Origin of the sequence: Ochrobactrum sp. A-1 (assembly GCF_022488005.1) — a bacterium.
Lineage (GTDB): Bacteria > Pseudomonadota > Alphaproteobacteria > Rhizobiales > Rhizobiaceae > Brucella.
Window position 1 is genome coordinate 713,632 of sequence record NZ_JAKVQC010000004.1, and the last position, 18,460, is coordinate 732,091.

Sequence of the window (18,460 nt, forward strand, 5' to 3'; positions counted from 1 at the left end):
ACCAGATTTCATGGCAATGGGTTTCATCAAGAAAATGTTCTCCTTCGGCAAGAAGGAGGTCGAGGAAAAACCGGTCGAACAACCGGCTCCCGATGCCGTGGAAACGGCTTTGGAAACACAGCTTCCTGAAAATGCCGAAGCGCCCAAAGAAACCGAAAATGCCGTCGTTGAAGTGGTCATTTCCGAACCGGAAGTGCCGGTGATCGCCAACAAGCCTGAGCCGATTGAAGAGCCTGCGACAGAAACGGTTGAGGAAGAAAAGACTGAACCGGAGCATCCGGTTGCCGAGATCGAAATCCCGATTGAACAGCCTCCGGTGATGGAACCAATCGCGGTCGAAGCACCTGCGCCAGAGCCTGTTGTCGAGCCTGAGCCGGAACCTGCTGTCGAACTCGAACAGTCCGATGTCGCGAAAACTCCTGATGAACCAGTGGTAGAGGAAGCGGTCGAACCCGCACCTCAGCCAGAGCCGGTGAAGCCCAAGAAGGTCAAGGTCGCCAAGGCCGTCGAGGAACATAAGGAAGAAGCGCCGGTTGAGGCAGCGCCTGAGCCAAAGCTGTCCTGGTTCGAGCGACTGCGTCGCGGCCTGCTCCGTTCATCGAATTCATTGAGCGAATCCATCGGCGGCATTTTCACCAAGCGCAAGCTCGATGATGACACGCTGCAGGATCTCGAAGACGTGCTGATCCAGGCCGATCTCGGGCTTGAGACCGCCATGCGCGTGACCGATGCGCTTGCGTCGGGTCGCTACGGCAAGGACGTGACGGGCGAGGAAGTACGCACCATCATGGGCGCGGAAATCGAAAAGGTTCTAGGCCCGGTGGCAAAGCCGCTGGAGCTTGACCTGTCGCACAAGCCGCATGTCATCCTCGTGGTCGGCGTCAACGGCACCGGCAAGACCACCACCATCGGCAAGCTTGCCGCAAAGCTTACCGCCGGCGGCCTCAAGGTCATGCTGGCGGCAGGCGACACATTCCGCGCAGCAGCCATCGAGCAGTTGCACATCTGGGGCGAACGCACCGGTTCGCTGGTCGTGTCCTCCAAGCTCGGCGCCGATGCGGCAGGGCTTGCCTATGATGCATGGGAAAAGGCCAAGGAAGCGGGCAGTGACGTTCTCATCATCGATACGGCAGGACGGTTGCAGAACAAGGCCGAACTGATGGACGAGCTTGCCAAGATCGTGCGCGTTCTGGGCAAGCATGATCCGGAAGCGCCGCATACCGTTTTGCAGACACTCGATGCCACCACCGGCCAGAACGCCCTTAATCAGGTCGAAATCTTCAAGAATATTGCCGGTGTCAACGGCCTGGTCATGACCAAGCTTGACGGCACGGCACGGGGCGGCATTCTTGTCGCCATCTCGGCCAAGCATAAACTGCCGATCTATTTCATCGGCGTCGGCGAAGGTGTCGACGATCTGGAACCCTTTGCGGCCAAGGATTTTGCCCGCGCCATCGCAGGAGTTGCCTGATGGAGCATCCCGTTTTCGAACGCGATCCGTCACAGAAAAGCGAAGCCGAACGCCGGGAAGTCCCGCCGCTGCTCAAGCTGGCGCTGGAGCTGGGGCCGCTTCTTGTCTTCTTCTTTGCCAATGCGCGCGGCGAAATGCTGATCGAGCGTTTTCCGGTGCTGGCGTCTATCGGCGCACCGATCTTTCTGGCAACGGCGCTATTCATGGGCGCAACCGTAATCGCGCTCGCCATTTCATGGACAATGACGCGCACCCTGCCCATCATGCCGCTTGTCTCCGGCATCGTCGTGCTGGTGTTCGGGGCGCTGACGCTCTGGCTCCATAACGACACCTTCATCAAGATGAAGCCGACTATCGTCAACACGCTGTTCGGTGCGATCCTGCTCGGCGGCCTCTTCTTCGGCAAGTCCCTGCTCGGCTATGTGTTTGATTCGGCCTTCCGTCTCGATGCCGAAGGCTGGCGAAAGCTGACGCTGCGCTGGGGTCTTTTCTTTATTTTCCTCGCCGTGGTCAACGAGGTTGTCTGGCGGAATTTCTCAACCGATGCCTGGGTATCGTTCAAGGTGTGGGGCATTATGCCCATCACCATTGTCTTCACGCTTTTACAAATGCCGCTTATCCAGAAGCATTCGCTGACGGAAGACAACAAGACCGCATCGTAATACCAAAGCCTGATCAGTGAAACTCATCAAGCTTTGGTCAGCCCGTGCGGCGATTGAGCATTTTCAAGGCGTGATGCGTCAGCATCTCAGCGCCTTGGCATAACAGGAGGAAGGACGCCATGAACAGCATCGCACCACGGCTTGAAATCGAACAGTTCATCTGCCGCAGCGACAATTACGGCGTCCTCATCCACGATCCCCAAAGTGCACTGACAGCATCCATCGATGCGCCTGATGCAGCGGCAATAGAAGCGGCGCTGAAGCGACGCGGCTGGACGCTCGATTTTATCTTCACCACGCACCACCATCTCGATCACGTCGAGGGCAACGAAGCGTTGAAAGCGAAATACGGGGTCAGCATCATCGGCCCCAAGGCCGAAGAAGCAAAGATTCCCGGTATCGACCGGACCGTGAAGGACGGCGACGAATTCACCTTCGGTCTCTTCCGCGTCAAGACCATCGCAACGCCAGGTCATACAGCGGGCGAAGTGTCCTATTATCTTCCCGATGCGAAAGCCGTCTTCACGGGCGATACGCTGTTCGCGCTCGGCTGCGGACGGCTTTTCGAGGGAACGCCGCTCACCATGTTTCAGTCATTGCAGAAGCTGGTTGCGCTTCCCGGCGACACGGCGGTCTATTGCGGCCATGAATATACGGAAAGCAATGCCCGATTTGCGCTCACCATCGACCCGGCCAATTCCGCCCTCAAGGAGCGCGCCGCCGAGATTGCAAGGCTTCGTGCCGCCGATCGCATGACATTGCCGTCAAGCATCGCGCTTGAAATGGCGACAAATCCCTTCCTGCGCTGGCATGATGCAGGCATTCGCAGCCGCCTCGGCCTGCAGGATGCACCCGACGAAGCCGTGTTTGCCGAAATCCGCAAGCGCAAGGATATGTTCTGACATATGCTATTGCTATTTGAGAGCGCGAATCGTTCCACAGTTCGAGGATAGAAGAATGACGGTGTTTTCCCGTTTCAAGATTGCAGGCTGCGCCGTTTTCCTCGGCCTTTCCCTTATCGCCCTGCCCGTTTCCACCGGCGTCGCGTTTGCCGACGATCTGCTTGATGTCGCGCCGAAGCAGACGCCTGCCGAAATCAACAATTTCAAGCTGAGCGAAGATTTCCTGTCGCGCATGGAAAAAGTGCAGGAACAGCTAGGCGGCATGGAACTTTCAGCGACCGAAGAGGAAGGACAGGATGCCACGCCTTCCTTCGACAAGATGGTGAAGAGCGTCGAATCCCGCCCGCAAGTGGTTGAAGTGCTCAAGGCCCAGAACATTACACCGCACGATTATATTCTCGGCTATTTCGCCCTGATGAGCAGCCTTGCCGCCGCAGACGCCGAGAGTGAACCGCAGCTCGTCGACGAATTGAAGGATATCAATCCCGAACATCTCGCCTTCGGCAAGCAATATAGCGAGCGCATCCGCGTTCTGATCGGCGAGTAAATTTTCGGGCGATTGCCCCAGCTCCTCATCTTGAGGAGGTATCCTGAGCTCGCGAAGGATACCATCTCGAAAGATTGGAGATGGGAACTAATGGAGCCGTCCCTCGCCCTTCGAGACACGGCCCTCGATTTCTCGGGCCGCTCCTCAGCATGAGGGAGGGAGCGCGGCAATTAGTTTATCGCGCCGGTTGCCGCAAAAGCCGCAAAGCATTGAGCGTCACGAGAACGGTTGCGCCTGTATCGGCCAGAATCGCGGGCCAGAGGCCGGTGATACCCAGAACGGTGGTCACCAGAAAGACAGCCTTCAATCCGAGCGCTATGGCAATATTCTGATGGATATTGCGCATGGTTCGCTTGGAAAGATCGACCATTTCCGCCACATCGCCAACCCGCCCGTGCAGGACAGCGGCGTCGGCCGTCTCCAGCGCCACGTCAGTACCGCCACCCATGGCGATGCCGACATCGGCGGCAGCCAGTGCCGGTGCATCGTTGATGCCATCGCCGATCTTGGCGACGATCAGACCGTCGTTACGCAACTCGCCGACGATGCGCTGCTTGTCTTCCGGCAGAAGCTCGGCCTGCACCTCAATACCAAGGTCGTGACCAATTGCTTCCGCGGTACGACGATTATCACCCGTCAGCATGACGGTGCGAATATTGGCAGCTTTCAGTTCCTGCAAACCGGCAATGGCATCGGCGCGCGGTTCATCACGCATGGCGATTGCACCGGCAATCTTGCCATTGGCGACAAGGACAGAAACGGTCTTGCCTTCGTCGTTGCAGGCGGCAATACGGCTCGCCAGCGCATCCGGAATGGCCGCAATATCATTGGCTGCGCGGCGCGACCCCAGAAACAGGTCCATTTCACCAACCGTCCCTGAAACACCCTTGCCGCCATGGGCCTTGCCCTGCGTGATGACGGACAGTTTCAGGTTACGCTGTTCTGCAGCACCGACAATCGCCAGCGCCAACGGATGGCTTGAACCTGCATCCAGGGACGCAGCAAGACGCAGCACTTCATCTTCGGGCAGGTCGCCTGCAAGAACATCTGTCACCTGCGGCTTGCCTTCGGTCAGCGTGCCGGTCTTGTCGAAGCAGGCCGCCGTGATCTTGCCGATGGTTTCCAGCACTGCCCCGCCCTTCATGAGAAGGCCGCGCCGTGCGCCTGACGAGAGAGCCGCAGCAATGGCAGCAGGTGTGGATATGACCAGCGCGCAGGGGCAACCAATCAGAAGGATCGCAAGCCCCTTGTAGACCCATTCATTCCAGTCGCCACCCGCAAGAAGCGGCGGCAGAATGGCGACGAGTGCGGCCACAACCACGACGCCCGGCGTGTAATAGGTCGAGAAACGATTGATGAAACGTTCCGTCGGCGCCTTGGCTTCCTGCGCTTCCTCGACCAGCCGCACAACACGGGCGATGGTGTTGTCCTGCGCCGCAGCCGTAACCCGGACCCGCAACACGCCGTCGCCGTTGATCGTGCCCGCAAAAACCGCATCGCCTTCAGCCTTCCCGACCGGCGTGCTTTCACCGGTAACCGGCGCTTCATCGACAGCGCTCTCGCCCGTCAGGATTTCGCCGTCCGCAGGCATACGGTCGCCCGGACGCACGGAGATCACATCGCCGACCGCCAGGCTGTCGGCGGCAACTTCGGTGGTCGCTCCGTTTTTCTCAAGAAAAGCTGTCTTCGGCACCAGCATGGTCAGGGATTGAATGCTGGCGCGCGCCTTTCCGGCGGCAACGCCTTCCAGAAGCTCACCGACCAGAAACAGAAACACGACGGCTGCCGCTTCCTCGGTCGCGCCGATGAACATCGCGCCCACAGCAGCAATTGTCATCAGCATCTCGATGGAAAATGGCGTGCCATTGATCGCCGCCATATAGGCACGCCTAGCAATCGGCACGAGGCCGATCAGCATTGCGGCCGTAAAAGCCCAAAGCGCGAGGGGCGGATAAAGATGTCCGACAATATAGGCCGCGACCAGCCCGCCGCCACAGGCCAGCATCATCTGGCCCTTTTTTGAACGCCACCAGGACAGCGGCTTTGTTGGCGCGGTCGCCTTTGGTGTAGAACCGGCACCGGGGGCAGCGGTTTCGGCAAGCGCGGTCCTGTAGCCCAGCGCCGTCACCTTTCCGGCAATTTCGTCGCTCTTTGCCGTTCCATCATGATTGACGGTCATCGCACCATTGGTCACTGAGACGGACACATCTGTCACGCCCGAAAGGCGACGCACGGCAGTATCGATCTTGGCCGCGCAGGATGCACAATCCATACCATCGACCTGAAAGCGGAAACTGTTGGCCGTTACAGCAATAGCCTTGTCATGGGCTTCATGATCATGATCGTGGTGGTCGTGATGACCACCGCACGCCGCATGGTCGTGGTCGTGGTCGTGGTCGTGGTCGTGGTGAGAATGATCGTGCGAATGCTCTCGCTTCGCGACTGCTTTTTCCTCGATGAGCGGTTCGACGCCATAGCCGAGGCTGCGTACCTTGCTTGCGACTTTGTCGAGATCGCCCGTTCCATCATGGCTGACAGTCATCGTGCCTGCCGTGACAGAGACGGACACATCCTCGATACCGCGCACCCGCCGCACGGCAGTATCGATCTTGGCTGCGCAGGATGCGCAATCCATACCGTCGATGCGAAAGCGAATCTGGTTCAATGTTTCACTCATGATCTGCCCTTTTCAGGATCGCTCTTGAATTGTCTTGAGCAAGGTCTACATCCTCTAGTGACTAGAGGAGCAAGCGGAAAATGATCATGAATGTATCGATCGGCGAAGCATCGAAAGCGAGCGGCGTCAAAGTGCCGACGATTCGCTATTACGAGCAGATCGGCCTCTTGCCCTCACCACCGCGCAGCGACGGCAATCGCCGCCTCTATGACGGGCAGGATGTCCAACGGCTGCTTTTCATCCGTCACGCACGCGATCTGGGTTTTGAGGTGGATGCCATCCGCACTCTACTTGATCTTCAGGATAATCCCGACCAGTCCTGTGCGGCAGCCGACGCCATTGCACGCGCACGCTTGAGCGATGTCGAACATCGCATCGCAAAACTGCTGTCACTGAAAACGGAATTGCAGCGCATGCTGGAATGCACCGCCCATGGCCGCATCGACCAGTGCCGCGTGATCGAAATCCTCGGCAACCATGAGGAATGCGTGCATCCGAAGCATTGAATTCTGACCGCCGGTCAGTTGACCTTGGAAAAACGGGTGGCTTGGATCTTGAGTGTGCCGATCTGCGTCCCGATTCGGGCCACGACGGGCGCATAGATGCCCGAATTGCCAAGCGATGCGAAGGAAATCGTCATCCGGCTGCGATTGCTCAGATAATCGATAGCCTTCTTGCCCTTCTGATATCCCGAAATCGGAACAAACTTTGCAGAGCAGATGACCGATTCGCCGGTGAAGCCATCGGTCGTAAACGATTCGGTGCCGTTGAAGGAAAGCTTGATCTCCGCGCGGGTCTGCCCGTCAAACACGCTCAGCGAACGGTCGCAGACTGCCCGACCGTTCTTTGCAGGTATCATGAGCGCGCTCAGCGGATCGCTGACATTGAGAAGGTCCTGCGGCGATGTTTCCACCCATGGATCGCGCTTTTTCACCGGAGGCTGGTTTTCTGCCGAGACGACATTGCCATTGGCAAAGCGGATCGTGGTGCTCTTGTTCTTGCGGCCATGCTTGTAAGCGAGATCGAAGCTCTTCGGCACGACCTTGCCGCTGACAGTGCTGCCGGTAACGTGCACGGTGCCGTCCGTATTGTCGAACACCCGCGCCAGACCGGAAGTCAAAAAGCGGCCGTTGAGGTTGTAATTTGCGCCATTAACCGTGGTTTCCATGGCGGACTTTGCAATCGAAAGCCCGAAAATGGAAATATCGTATTCGGTTCGATAAAGATCATTGGCCCTGGCCGGTCCGCCTGCAATCATTGATCCCGCAAAGATCAGGCCCGCGAAGGCCAACACACCACCATGCGCCAGCCGGTGCCAGACGGGCTTCAACTTATGCGACGGTTCGATCATGCGCGCATTCCTTTCGCTAAAGCACGTCGTGGAAAAGGGGGAGCGTTTTCCGATAAAGACATGCGTAAAGACAAAAACTCAAAGCAAATTCGCTTTATCCAATCTTGCGACTTGTTTTCGCCTGGTCGTCCCCTGATGGTTTTCAACCACATTGGAACGCCACAAAGTTGCGTGGGATTCTTCGATACAGTATCTGTGTAAGCCAAGCAAAACTGGCGAAGTTATGATCGCAAGCTTTCGTGAAGACCGTGCGAAAGCCGGAAAACCGCGTCTTTGCGCGATGGATACGGAATCTCACTTGACTGCAACGGCTGCTGTCACTATAGAAACGCGACTTTCCCAATAGGCCGCCTGTCCGAGATCGCGCGCCAGCAGCATCAAACTGCGTTGATTGCTTGAATTCGGACATTCGGGTCGGGGCCTGAAAAGAACGTAATTGAAGGTGAGACCAAAATGTCCCGCGCTTGTGAATTGACCGGCAAGTCGGTCCAGTACGGCAACAATGTCAGCCACGCGAACAACAAGACGCGTCGCCGCTTTCTGCCGAACCTCTGCAATGTTACGCTGATGTCCGAAACGCTCGGCCAGAGCTATCGCCTGCGCGTTTCCGCCAACGCTCTGCGTTCGGTTGAACATCGCGGCGGTCTTGATGCGTTTCTCGTCAAGTCTGACGACAAGGAACTCTCGCAGCGCGCTCGCCTGCTGAAGCGTCAGATCGCAAAGAAGCAGGCTGAAGCGGCAGTTGCTGCCTAAGTTTCCGGCCAAAAATTTCGACAAAAAAGGCCGGCTTCTGTCGGCCTTTTTTGCTGGTTCCATCACCCAGGATAAAAAAATGTCAATCGAGACACCTTCTTACTCCCGGCTTATGCCTGCGATACTGGCAATGTGCGTGGCGGTTGCCGCGTCGAATATACTTGTCCAGTATCCGTTCCAGCATTTCGGCCTTGGTGAAGTGCTCACCTACGGCGCCTTTACCTATCCCATCGCCTTTCTGGTCAACGACCTGACGAATCGCCGCTTCGGCCCTGCCGCCGCGCGCAAGGTCGTTTATGCCGGGTTCGTGCTTGGCGTCATCATGTCGGTCTGGCTCGCGACCCCGCGCATCGCCATTGCCTCCGGTTCTGCCTTCCTTCTCGCGCAGCTGATGGACATCACCGTTTTCGACCGCCTGCGTCGCAAGACCTGGTGGAAAGCCCCCTTTGCGGCTGCCATGTTCGGCTCTGTGCTCGATACGATCCTGTTCTTCTCGATTGCCTTCGCAGCCGGTTTCGCCTGGATCGACAAGCTGACCGGCATGCCCGATTCGTCCCTTGCCGAACCGGCATCCTTCCTCGGCCTCGGCGTGCCGCTATGGGCGTCGCTGGCTTTCGGCGACTTCTTCGTGAAGGTCATCATGGGAACGCTGATGCTGATTCCCTATGGTGCCATCCTGGCTGTCTTTGCCCCGACGCTTTACGCGCCAAACCGGACAAACGCCGGCTGATACCATTTCCAGAAATCACGAACTGTTGAAGGCAACGGAAACAGGTTTTCCGCAATAAATACGTCTTATATGAACCGATATTCGATCGACCGCAGGTTTCGCCTGCGGTCTTTCTTTATCGAGACGGGTATCTATATCACGTGAAGAAAGCAAGAATCGCTTGAATTTGTTCGAGCACCAGCTTTCACGTTCCAACGTGACGATATTTATATTTAGATTAGGATTGATTAGATGTCTTTTAACAAGGAAAAGCTTCCGCTCGTAATCGTCACTGGTGCTAGTTCGGGCATTGGCCTTGCCACTGCAAAAATGCTTGCACAACGTGGTCACCCGCTGCTGCTTCTGGCACGCCGGCTGGACGCGATGGAAAAGCTCAACCTGCCGAACACGCTCTGCAAATCGGTTGACGTTACTGACCGCAAGGCACTTTTGGCCGCCGTTCAGGAAGCCGAAGCAAAGTTTGGTCCCGCCGACGCTATCGTCAACAATGCCGGTGTGATGTTGCTCGGCGAAGTAACCAGACAGAACCCGGATGAGTGGGACCGGATGCTGGAAGTAAACGTCAAGGGCCTCCTTAATGGCATTCACGCCGTGGCTGGCGGGATGGTCGCGCGCAAGCACGGAACCATCATCAACATCAGTTCGGTGGCTGGCCGCAAGACCTTCGCCAATCATGTTGCCTATGTCGGCACCAAGTTCGCCGTGCATGGCATGTCGGAAAATCTGCGCGAGGAACTTTCCCCGCACAATGTCCGTGTCGTGACGATTGCGCCCGGTGCCGTGGAAACCGAACTTCTGAGCCATACCAGCGACGCCGGTATCAAGGCCGGTTACGAAGAATGGAAAAAGGAAATGGGCGCGCCTGTGCTTTCGTCCGACGATGTGGCTCGCGCCATTCTCTATGCCTATGAACAGCCACAGGGCGTCTGCATACGCGAAATCGTTCTGGCTGCAACCAAACAGCAGGCATGAAAAAAGGGCGCTTCAGGCGCCCTTTTCTTTGACCGATATTCTATCGTCGACCGGCTCGCCGTCTGCCCTTGCCCGATGCCGCAGCACCCTGCTCCTCGAACAGCGATGCAAGCTGCTCCGTCATGGCGCCAGCCAGCTCTTCCGCGTCGACGATGGTGACGGCACGCTGATAATAGCGCGTGACATCATGGCCGATGCCGATTGCAATCAGTTCCACCGGCGAGCGCGTTTCGATTTCCTCGATCACGGCGCGCAGGTGACGCTCGAGATAGTTGCCGGGATTGACGGAAAGCGTCGAGTCGTCGACCGGCGCGCCATCCGAAATCATCATCAGGATCTTGCGCTGTTCAGGACGCGCCAGCAGCCGCTGATGCGCCCAGATCAGCGCCTCGCCGTCGATGTTTTCCTTGAGCAGGCCTTCGCGCATCATCAGGCCGAGATTGCGCCGTGAACGACGCCAAGGCGCATCGGCGCTCTTGTAGACGATGTGGCGCAGATCATTGAGGCGCCCCGGATTGGCAGGCTTGCCACGTCCAAGCCACGCTTCGCGCGACTGACCGCCCTTCCACGCCTTGGTGGTGAAGCCCAGAATTTCCACCTTCACGCCGCAACGCTCCAGCGTGCGAGCCAGAATATCCGCGCAGGTCGCGGCAACCGTGATCGGACGACCGCGCATGGAGCCGGAATTGTCCAGCACCAGCGTCACGACCGTATCGCGGAAATCCGTATCGCGCTCCTGCTTGTAGGAAAGCGGCTGCGTCGGATCGATGACGATACGCACCAGACGGGCCGAATCGAGATAGCCCTCTTCCAGATCGAAATCCCAGGAACGATTCTGCTGCGCCATCAGGCGGCGCTGAAGGCGATTGGCCAGACGACCCACCACACCCTGCAGATTGGCAAGCTGCTTGTCGAGGAAGCCGCGCAGACGGTCGAGTTCCGCCTCGTCGCAAAGATCGGTCGCCTCGACCTCTTCGTCGAACTCGCGCGTGAAGACCTTGTAGTCGACATGCTCGGCAAAATTGGCGAAAGGCTGGTTCGGACGACGCGTATCACCCGGCGTTTCCGCGTCGATATCATCGCTGTCGTCCATGTCGTCGGCAGAAGCATCGGCGGCATCCATTTCGCCCTGCTCGCCCTCATCGCTCGAACTGTCGGATTCCTCGCTTTCAGCGGAATCGGAACCTTCCTGGCTCTCGTCGCCGCCTTCCTCGTTCTCGTCGGAATCAGGCGTCTGCTCGTCGTTCTGCTCTTCCTCGTCGCTCGGTTCTTCCTGCGACAGCTCTTCCGCCATATCCATGGAGGCGAGCATGTCACGCACCGTGCGCGCAAAAGCCTGCTGGTCTTCGAGATCGTCGCCAAGCCGTGCGATATCGGCGGCAGCCTTCTGCTCGATCCAGTCGCGCCACAGTTCCAGCACCTGTCCGGCTTCCGCAGGTGCGGCCCGTCCGGTCAGTTTTTCACGCAGCAGAAGCGACACAGCTTCCTCGAGCGGCGCGTCTTCCTTGGCGGTCACGGCAGAGAAATTGGCTTTCGAATATTTGTCCGCAAGCATGGTGGAAAGATTATCCGCCATGCCGGCCATGGCGCGGGCGCCGATGGCTTCCACGCGCGCCTGCTCTACAGCATCGTAAATAGCACGCGCCTGCTTTCCTTCCGGGGCAAGTGCCGCGTGAATGCGCGGATTGTGACGCGCCTGACGGAGCGCCATGGAATCACCGAGGCCGCGTGTGACGGCGATATCGTGCGCAGTCGGGCGCTTCGGCAGGTCGGGAAGACGGGCGCGATTGGCGCTCAAGGCCGGACGGTCGTTGGTGAACGCCACTTCCAGCTCGTGCTCGCCGGAAATGGCGCGGACGCAAGCCGTTAGAGCGCGCTTGAACGGTTCGGAATCCACCGGTCCCGGTTTACGCTCGCGCGAATTATCGCCTATTCCTGACTTCTGGCCCGACATATGCCTATCCTGACTTCGCTTTCAAGCAAGGGCGAAGCTCATCGCCCCCGCATCAGACAGTGCACTGCCGCCGGATATGATCAGGCGGCAGGCTTCTTCCGCATCAAGCGAGAACGATATTGGCTGCCGATTCCGGCAGTTCAACGCCGAAAGCGCGCTGATAGAACTCGGCCACGATCGGGCGTTCCAGTTCGTCGCACTTGTTGAGGAAGGTCAGGCGGAAGGCAAAGCCGACATCGTTGAAGATCGCGGCATTTTCGGACCAGGTGATGACCGTACGCGGGCTCATGACGGTCGAAAGATCGCCATTGATGAAGGCCTGACGGGTCATGTCGGCCACGCGCACCATCTTGTTCACGATCTCACGGCCTTCGGCATTCTGATAATGCTTGGCCTTGGCAAGAACGATGTTCACTTCATTGTCGTGCGGCAGATAGTTCAGCGTCGTCACGATGGACCAACGATCCATCTGCGCCTGGTTGATCTGCTGGGTGCCGTGATAAAGGCCGGTCGTATCGCCGAGGCCAACGGTGTTGGCGGTCGCGAACAGGCGGAAGGCCGGATGCGGACGGATGACGCGGCTCTGGTCGAGGAGCGTCAGGCGGCCGGAGGATTCCAGAACGCGCTGGATAACGAACATCACGTCCGGACGACCGGCATCATATTCGTCGAACACCAGCGCCACATTGTGCTGATAGGCCCAGGGAAGAATACCGTCCTTGAATTCGGTGACCTGCACGCCATCCTTCACGACGATGGCATCCTTGCCGACGAGATCGATACGGCTGACATGGCTGTCGAGGTTGACGCGGACGCAAGGCCAGTTGAGGCGGGCTGCGACCTGCTCGATGTGGGTCGACTTGCCGGTGCCGTGATAACCGGAAACCATCACACGACGGTTATAGGCAAAGCCTGCAAGGATCGCGAGCGTCGTCTGACGGTCGAAAAGATAATCCGGATCAAGCTCCGGCACATAGGAATCGCCTGCCGCATAGGCTGGCACCGTCATGTCGGAATCGATTCCGAACACTTCGCGCACCGAAACCGTCGTATCCGGCAAATTGGCTATATCCCGCTCAACCTTGTTCATCATGCCTCCAGAGCGGCAGGCAGCGACCGGCCGCGAATTAATACCGGCAAGCTACCGACCGGCAACTTTCACCCGTGGGCATGTTTTTCCGGCGAGCCGGACGGTATGCCCCTTCCGTAATTCGTTGCGGGCATCCGTGCTTGCGCCCGCGCAATTGCGCGGCAGAAGAATGTCCGTCGGAGTTGTAGCGACAACTCCCATAGTCAGCCTGTCAGGCCCAAACAGGCTTTAGCAAAAACCTGCCTGCTTGAGCAATTGATAAGCCTGAATAACGTCGCGAAATCTTTCTTCCGATCCGCGATCACCACCATTTGCATCCGGATGGTGCTGCTTTACCAGCTCTTTATAACGCGCCTTGATCTTATCGCCAGTCGAATTTGGTTCAAGACCGAGCGTCGCCAGCGCCTTTATTTCCAGCGTACGCGGCTTGCGCTGCGCTTTCTGGCCCGGCGCATGTCCCTTGGCTTCCTTGAAAAGGTTGAAGGGATCGCGGATGCGGTTGTGATAGGAGGCCGAACCGGAACGCATCTTCGCCATGTCCGGCGACGTGCGCGGCTTGGCGGTAGAGTTCGCTGTCGTCGACCAGGTCGGGCGATGGCCCGTGATCGCATCCTTCTGGAATTTCGCGATGTCGCCATCGGACAGGCCAGAGAAGTAATTGAAATTCTTGTTATATTCCCGCACGTGATCAACACAGAAGCGGAAATATTCGCCTTCGCGCATGCGTCCGACAGGCGCGCGGTGCGTGCCTGGCTTGTCACATCCGTCCCACTGGCAGCAAGGCCCCGAAGCCTTCGCTTCCGCGGTCTTCTTGGGCTTGATACGGATACTGTCGAAAAATTTTGAGTTCGTTGTCATCGAATCGAATTATGCGGATTATCAGTTGCTGAACAAGAATTGACATTTCGTCCGGTCTGGCTTTGAGCCATTTTAACTGGGCGAAATTTTGAAGCAGGTTGCTTTCCTGTGCGGATTTGCCCCACCTTTTGCTGCCGAAGCAACGTTATATGAGGCACAGCGTCTATATGGGGAGAAGTGGTCCAAATGTCCATTCACAATAGCAAACAAAGCGCGATGGAAGCGAAACTGACCACGGCTTTCGCTCCCGAACGGCTTGAAGTCATTAATGAAAGCCACCTCCACGCCGGACATCACCACGAGGAGCGCGGCCATCATGAGGTCTATGACGGTACCGGCGAAACACATTTCCGCATCCGCATCGTTGCCGACGCCTTTGCCAAGATGAGTCGCATCGAGCGTCACCGCGCCATCAATGCCCTTTTGAAGGACGAGCTCGATAGCGGCGTCCATGCGTTGGCGCTTGAACCTTCAGCCCCCGGCGAAGCGACGCGGCGCTGAACCGGGTCGAAGTCATGAATCTCAAAACATGCAAGGCGCCCTTTCGGGCGCCTTTGCTGTATGGAATAGATAGACCGAACTTTGCGGAGAAAAGAAATCCCAGTATAGAATCTAGTGCAAGTACGAATAGACCAAGATTTTATATCTCTGTTTATAAAGCATTTCGCAGGCGAAATTCTCCGTAGTTTTCGTATCAGAACATAAACCATCATTAACAGACGAAATACGCCCGTATATGGACTTATATATGCAGTACATTCATATAAAAACCTATCTTATCAATAATTTCAACTGAAATATTTTAAGTAACCATTGGTTGCATCCAATCTATATTAGAAGAAATTGATATTGAAACCTTTTTATTATTATTATCATTACTTGATATTAAATATTAGGCTACACGCATTAAATGCGAAAACGCAAAGCAACTCAGACTGCGGCTTTCGTGAGAAAGCTGCTTTCATCCAAGATTAAAATGTTCAGAAACAAGGATTTAGGTGAAAATCTGCTGCCGCGAAGCTGTCAGCGGGGCAAAGCCGCGACAATCGGGGCCGGCTTTCCATCAGCATCGAGCGGTACGATGCGCAACCGCGTCAGACGGTTCTTTTCCTTCTTGAGCACGGAAAAGCGTTTCCCGTAAAAGGTGAAGGCCTGCTTCACTTCCGGAATGGTCTGGGTCTCATGAATGACCAGACCGGCAATCGTGGTGGCCTCCTCATCGGGTAAAGACCAGTCAAGGGCACGGTTGATATCGCGAATCGGCAGCGAGCCGTCGACGATCACCGAACCGTCCGGCTGCAGGCGAACGCCCTGGATTTCGATATCGTGCTCGTCGGCAATATCGCCGACGATTTCTTCCAGAATATCCTCAAGCGTCACCAAGCCTTGCACGTCGCCATATTCATCGACAACGATGGCGATGTGCGCCTTGCGGCGGAGAAAAGCGTCGAGCTGGTCCTGCAATGTTGTCGTGTCGGGCACAAACCACGGCTTGCGCGAGACTTTCATGATGTCAATGCGCGTAAAATCATTGTCGACGTCATAAAGGGCGCGCAACAAATCCTTGGTGTGGATGATGCCGACAATATTGTCGATATCATCGCGCCAGAGCGGCATGCGCGTATGCGGACTTGCAAGAATATCGCGCACGATTTCGTCTGCCGGAGCATCCGCATTGACAGTGCCCATCGAGGTCCGGTGCACCATCACGTCGCTGACTTCCAGTTCCTTGAGGTCAAGCAGGCCACCCAACTGATCGCGATCTTCCTTGATGAGCGACTTGTCGCGATGCAGCACCTCGACCGCGCCGCGCAGTTCTTCCTGCGGGCTCAGCATGGAGCGACCAGCGGCAAGATTGATGCCGCAAACCTTGAGAATCACACGCACGATCCAGTTCACGGCAGCGGAAACCGGCCCAAGGATCAGCACCACCAGCGACACGCTGCGCGCAACGGCCAGCGAAAACCGGTCCGGTCCCGAAATTGCCCATGACTTCGGCAGCACTTCCGCAAAGATCACCAGAATGACCGTCATTGCCAGCGTGGCATAGGCGACGCCCGCATCGCCGAACAGGTTGAGGAAAATGCTGGTGGCAATCGAGGACGCCAGAATATTGGCGAGGTTGTTGCCGATCAGAAGTACACCGATCAGCCGGTCTCGTCGCCCGATAAGACGCTGGACGACGCCTGCACGCTCGTCGCCATTGTGCTCGAGCGTGAGCATACGGGCACGCGACGCTGCCGTCAGCGCTGTTTCGGAACCTGAAAAGAAACCGGAAAGAATGACACAGAGCAGGATGATGCCGCACATAACCCAAAGCTCGAAAGTCATTCGCCCTGTCCTCTTATGGCAGGGCGCTAGGATGCTGACGCATCACGCCCTGAAGTTGCTCAATCGCCGCACTGGCTTAACCAAGTCTCAATGAGTCAAACTTACCGAGACTGGCATTATTTCGTTTCCAGACGGTCTTTCAAGAATTCCAGCACTGCTGCCGGCGGCACGTCCTTGGCAATAAAGGACTGCCCGATGCCACGCGTCAGGATGAAGGTGAGCGCACCGCGCGCCACTTTCTTGTCCTGCGCAATATAATCCATCAGTTTTTCCGCCGGTGGCAATCCGCCCGGCACATCCGACAGCCGGTAAGGCAGGCCGACGGCCTTCAGATGCGCTTCGACACGCTCCGCATCTTCGACGCCACTGAGATTCATCTTGACCGAAAACCGATGCGCCAGCGCCATGCCGATAGCGACACCTTCGCCATGCACGAGACGGCTCGAATCATAGCCGGTCGCAGTTTCCAGCGCATGGCCGAACGTATGACCGAGATTGAGCAGCGCACGGTCGCCGGTTTCGCGCTCGTCGCGCGCAACGACAGCAGCCTTGCAACGGCAGGATTCGGCGATGGCTTGCGTGCGTGCCGCGCCGCCGGAGAAAACCTCCCGCCAGTTCTGCTCCAGCCATTCGAAGAAGTCCGGGCGGTCGATCAGGCCATATTTCGCAACTTCGGCATAACCGGCCCGGAACTCACGCGGGCTCAGCGTGTCGAGAACTTCCGTATCGGCCAGAACCAGCTGCGGCTGATAGAACACGCCGACGAGGTTCTTGCCATGGGCGGTGTTGATCCCGGTCTTGCCACCGACCGAGGAATCCACCTGCGACAGGAGCGAGGTCGGCATCTGCACGAAATTCATGCCGCGCCGCACGATACCGGCGACAAAGCCCGAAAGATCGCCAACCACACCGCCGCCGAACGCCACGACCGCATCGCCACGCTCCAGGCGCGCCGCCAGCACGGCATTGGTGACGATTTCAAGTGTACTGAAGGATTTGGACTTCTCACCCGGCGTAACAATCACCGGCGTAACATCGATACCGGCCTTGGCGAAGCTTGCTGTCAGACGCTCGAGATGCGCCTTGGCGACATTTTCGTCTGTCACCACCGCTACACGCACGCCTTTCAGACGCCTTGCCACTTCCTCGCCCGCACGATCAACCAGCCCCTTGCCGATCAGAATGTCGTAGGAGCGGTCGCCAAGCGACACGGGAACAGTCGTAACATCCTGGGCGGTGGAAGGCGCGTTCATGCGTAGTCTCCAATATCATGCGGCTAGAGCGCATCCCGAAAAGTGCGAAGCGGTTTTCGGACAAGATGCGCGTAAAAGCAAAAACTAGAGCATTTCCAATGACTCATGCAAAGCAGGAAATGCTCTGGGAAATCGGCGGTTCTTTCTACCGAACAGCCATCAAGCCTCTAAACCTTCGAGATGACCGGCCAGAACATCGAGCAGTTCGGCAGCGATCACTTCCTTCTTGTCGTCACGGGTCATGAGCTGGAGATCGGCCAGCGCATAGACGGGATAACGCTCGTTCATCAGCCGCAGCATAACACCGCGCGGATCGCTGTTTTTCAGCAGCGGACGGTTCTGGCGGCGCGATACGCGCTCCATCAGAATATCGATTTCCGCATTAAGCCAGATGGAAACGCCTGCACGACCGATTGCCGCGCGTGTTTCGGCGTTCATATAGGCTCCGCCGCCGGTTGCCAGAACCATCGGCCCGTCTTCGAGCAGGCGCATGATGACGCGACGTTCGAGATCACGGAACTCGACCTCGCCATAAGCTTCGAACAATTCAGGAATGCTCATCCGGGAAACCGCTTCGATCTCCGTATCGGCATCGCGAAACGGCAGGCCAAGCAAGGCCGCTGCTTTACGTCCGACGGTCGATTTCCCAGCTCCCATCAGCCCAACAAGCACCACGACTTTCGAACCGAGAAGTTCGCGGATCAGCTCCGCTTTCTCATGTAGATTATTTTGTTTTGTCGTGCTGCTCATTGTCCTCGTCCATTTGTTCCGGTTCTACATGAAAAACAGGGCGACGTCAATTGCTTTGATTGGTTTTCAAGGCACGCACAGCCGCAAGCATGGCTTTTTTGCCTGATTGCACGCTCGCTCCCTCTTTCATTTTCCCCTCCTTGCTTTCGTCCCCCTCTC

The 18,460-nt window shown here is 57.2% G+C and carries 18 protein-coding genes; 9 read left to right on the forward strand and 9 right to left on the reverse strand.

From position 1 onward, the window contains the following. The first annotated feature begins 10 nt into the window (after nt 1–10). The 4 genes from ftsY to MKS82_RS13025 all read left to right on the forward strand — a co-directional run bounded on the left by ftsY (nt 11) and on the right by MKS82_RS13025 (nt 3,582). Nucleotides 11–1,471: a signal recognition particle-docking protein FtsY gene (ftsY, locus tag MKS82_RS13010; protein WP_109986957.1), complete on the forward strand. Its 1,461-nt coding sequence runs from the start codon at nt 11–13 to the stop codon at nt 1,469–1,471. Further along, complete coding sequence (locus MKS82_RS13015) at nt 1,471–2,133, forward strand: septation protein A (RefSeq protein WP_012091125.1); 663 nt, start codon at nt 1,471–1,473, stop codon at nt 2,131–2,133. Before ftsY ends, MKS82_RS13015 begins: the two co-directional genes overlap by 1 nt. A gap of 119 nt (nt 2,134–2,252) precedes the next feature. Next, nucleotides 2,253–3,035: a hydroxyacylglutathione hydrolase gene (gene gloB, locus MKS82_RS13020; RefSeq protein ID WP_109986958.1), complete on the forward strand. Its 783-nt coding sequence runs from the start codon at nt 2,253–2,255 to the stop codon at nt 3,033–3,035. Between the two features lie 55 nt (nt 3,036–3,090). Continuing rightward, nucleotides 3,091–3,582: a hypothetical protein gene (locus MKS82_RS13025; RefSeq protein ID WP_109986959.1), complete on the forward strand. Its 492-nt coding sequence runs from the start codon at nt 3,091–3,093 to the stop codon at nt 3,580–3,582. Nucleotides 3,583–3,757: 175 nt separating this feature from the next. On the opposite strand, the gene MKS82_RS13030 is transcribed toward MKS82_RS13025, so the two are convergent. Beyond that, nucleotides 3,758–6,259: a heavy metal translocating P-type ATPase gene (locus MKS82_RS13030; RefSeq protein WP_109986960.1), complete on the reverse strand. Its 2,502-nt coding sequence runs from the start codon at nt 6,257–6,259 to the stop codon at nt 3,758–3,760. Between the two features lie 80 nt (nt 6,260–6,339). Here MKS82_RS13030 and MKS82_RS13035 point away from each other — a divergent pair, with 80 nt between their 5' ends. Further along, a complete protein-coding gene (locus MKS82_RS13035; protein WP_109986961.1) occupies nt 6,340–6,765 on the forward strand; it encodes a MerR family transcriptional regulator in 426 nt (141 codons plus the stop codon). Between the two features lie 14 nt (nt 6,766–6,779). Here MKS82_RS13035 and MKS82_RS13040 read toward each other — a convergent pair whose 3' ends face one another. Then, nucleotides 6,780–7,610, reverse strand: coding sequence for a DUF3108 domain-containing protein (locus MKS82_RS13040; RefSeq protein WP_109986962.1), 831 nt, complete (start codon nt 7,608–7,610; stop codon nt 6,780–6,782). Between the two features lie 453 nt (nt 7,611–8,063). On the opposite strand from MKS82_RS13040, the gene rpmB reads away from it, so the two are divergent. From rpmB to MKS82_RS13055, 3 genes are all read left to right on the forward strand, one after another. After that, a complete protein-coding gene (rpmB, locus tag MKS82_RS13045) occupies nt 8,064–8,363 on the forward strand; it encodes a 50S ribosomal protein L28 (RefSeq protein WP_010657607.1) in 300 nt (99 codons plus the stop codon). 79 nt (nt 8,364–8,442) lie between these two features. Further along, entirely contained in the window at nt 8,443–9,093 is a 651-nt protein-coding gene (locus MKS82_RS13050; protein ID WP_029929650.1) for a queuosine precursor transporter, read from the forward strand. Nucleotides 9,094–9,324: 231 nt separating this feature from the next. After that, complete coding sequence (locus MKS82_RS13055; RefSeq protein ID WP_109986963.1) at nt 9,325–10,065, forward strand: SDR family oxidoreductase; 741 nt, start codon at nt 9,325–9,327, stop codon at nt 10,063–10,065. Nucleotides 10,066–10,105: 40 nt separating this feature from the next. On the opposite strand, the gene cobT is transcribed toward MKS82_RS13055, so the two are convergent. From cobT to MKS82_RS29665, 4 genes are all read right to left on the reverse strand, one after another. After that, the gene (gene cobT / locus MKS82_RS13060; RefSeq protein WP_109986964.1) at nt 10,106–12,019 is read right to left on the reverse strand and encodes a cobaltochelatase subunit CobT; all 1,914 of its coding nucleotides are present in this window, start codon (nt 12,017–12,019) and stop codon (nt 10,106–10,108) included. A 103-nt stretch (nt 12,020–12,122) separates the two neighbouring features. Beyond that, the gene (gene cobS / locus MKS82_RS13065; RefSeq protein WP_061344554.1) at nt 12,123–13,109 is read right to left on the reverse strand and encodes a cobaltochelatase subunit CobS; all 987 of its coding nucleotides are present in this window, start codon (nt 13,107–13,109) and stop codon (nt 12,123–12,125) included. Nucleotides 13,110–13,337: 228 nt separating this feature from the next. Next, nucleotides 13,338–13,967, reverse strand: a complete 630-nt coding sequence (locus MKS82_RS13070) for a J domain-containing protein (RefSeq protein WP_109986965.1) — start codon at nt 13,965–13,967, stop codon at nt 13,338–13,340. Next, a complete protein-coding gene (locus MKS82_RS29665) occupies nt 13,964–14,161 on the reverse strand; it encodes a hypothetical protein (RefSeq protein ID WP_109987167.1) in 198 nt (65 codons plus the stop codon). Before MKS82_RS29665 ends, MKS82_RS13070 begins: the two co-directional genes overlap by 4 nt. Between MKS82_RS29665 and MKS82_RS13075 the strand changes: the two genes are divergently transcribed. Continuing rightward, nucleotides 14,154–14,468, forward strand: coding sequence for a BolA family protein (locus MKS82_RS13075; RefSeq protein WP_109986966.1), 315 nt, complete (start codon nt 14,154–14,156; stop codon nt 14,466–14,468). The genes MKS82_RS29665 and MKS82_RS13075 overlap by 8 nt on opposite strands. Before the next feature lie 522 nt (nt 14,469–14,990). On the opposite strand, the gene MKS82_RS13080 is transcribed toward MKS82_RS13075, so the two are convergent. From MKS82_RS13080 to MKS82_RS13090, 3 genes are all read right to left on the reverse strand, one after another. Continuing rightward, the gene (locus tag MKS82_RS13080; RefSeq protein WP_109986967.1) at nt 14,991–16,298 is read right to left on the reverse strand and encodes an HlyC/CorC family transporter; all 1,308 of its coding nucleotides are present in this window, start codon (nt 16,296–16,298) and stop codon (nt 14,991–14,993) included. 116 nt (nt 16,299–16,414) lie between these two features. Further along, entirely contained in the window at nt 16,415–17,551 is a 1,137-nt protein-coding gene (gene aroB, locus MKS82_RS13085; protein WP_109986968.1) for a 3-dehydroquinate synthase, read from the reverse strand. Nucleotides 17,552–17,710: 159 nt separating this feature from the next. After that, entirely contained in the window at nt 17,711–18,301 is a 591-nt protein-coding gene (locus MKS82_RS13090) for a shikimate kinase (protein WP_061344559.1), read from the reverse strand. Nucleotides 18,302–18,460: the final 159 nt, after the last annotated feature.

Coding starts and splice junctions, on each gene's coding strand:
- MKS82_RS13055 (WP_109986963.1), top strand. CDS start 9,325: ATGTCTTTTAACAAGGAAAAGCTTCCGCTCGTAATCGTCACTGGTGCT.
- rpmB (WP_010657607.1), top strand. CDS start 8,064: ATGTCCCGCGCTTGTGAATTGACCGGCAAGTCGGTCCAGTACGGCAAC.
- gloB (WP_109986958.1), top strand. CDS start 2,253: ATGAACAGCATCGCACCACGGCTTGAAATCGAACAGTTCATCTGCCGC.
- aroB (WP_109986968.1), bottom strand. CDS start 17,551: ATGAACGCGCCTTCCACCGCCCAGGATGTTACGACTGTTCCCGTGTCG.
- cobS (WP_061344554.1), bottom strand. CDS start 13,109: ATGAACAAGGTTGAGCGGGATATAGCCAATTTGCCGGATACGACGGTT.
- cobT (WP_109986964.1), bottom strand. CDS start 12,019: ATGTCGGGCCAGAAGTCAGGAATAGGCGATAATTCGCGCGAGCGTAAA.
- MKS82_RS13025 (WP_109986959.1), top strand. CDS start 3,091: ATGACGGTGTTTTCCCGTTTCAAGATTGCAGGCTGCGCCGTTTTCCTC.
- MKS82_RS13030 (WP_109986960.1), bottom strand. CDS start 6,259: ATGAGTGAAACATTGAACCAGATTCGCTTTCGCATCGACGGTATGGAT.
- MKS82_RS13015 (WP_012091125.1), top strand. CDS start 1,471: ATGGAGCATCCCGTTTTCGAACGCGATCCGTCACAGAAAAGCGAAGCC.
- MKS82_RS29665 (WP_109987167.1), bottom strand. CDS start 14,161: ATGGACATTTGGACCACTTCTCCCCATATAGACGCTGTGCCTCATATA.
- MKS82_RS13035 (WP_109986961.1), top strand. CDS start 6,340: ATGATCATGAATGTATCGATCGGCGAAGCATCGAAAGCGAGCGGCGTC.
- MKS82_RS13090 (WP_061344559.1), bottom strand. CDS start 18,301: ATGAGCAGCACGACAAAACAAAATAATCTACATGAGAAAGCGGAGCTG.
- MKS82_RS13040 (WP_109986962.1), bottom strand. CDS start 7,610: ATGATCGAACCGTCGCATAAGTTGAAGCCCGTCTGGCACCGGCTGGCG.
- MKS82_RS13075 (WP_109986966.1), top strand. CDS start 14,154: ATGTCCATTCACAATAGCAAACAAAGCGCGATGGAAGCGAAACTGACC.
- MKS82_RS13080 (WP_109986967.1), bottom strand. CDS start 16,298: ATGACTTTCGAGCTTTGGGTTATGTGCGGCATCATCCTGCTCTGTGTC.
- ftsY (WP_109986957.1), top strand. CDS start 11: ATGGCAATGGGTTTCATCAAGAAAATGTTCTCCTTCGGCAAGAAGGAG.
- MKS82_RS13070 (WP_109986965.1), bottom strand. CDS start 13,967: ATGACAACGAACTCAAAATTTTTCGACAGTATCCGTATCAAGCCCAAG.
- MKS82_RS13050 (WP_029929650.1), top strand. CDS start 8,443: ATGTCAATCGAGACACCTTCTTACTCCCGGCTTATGCCTGCGATACTG.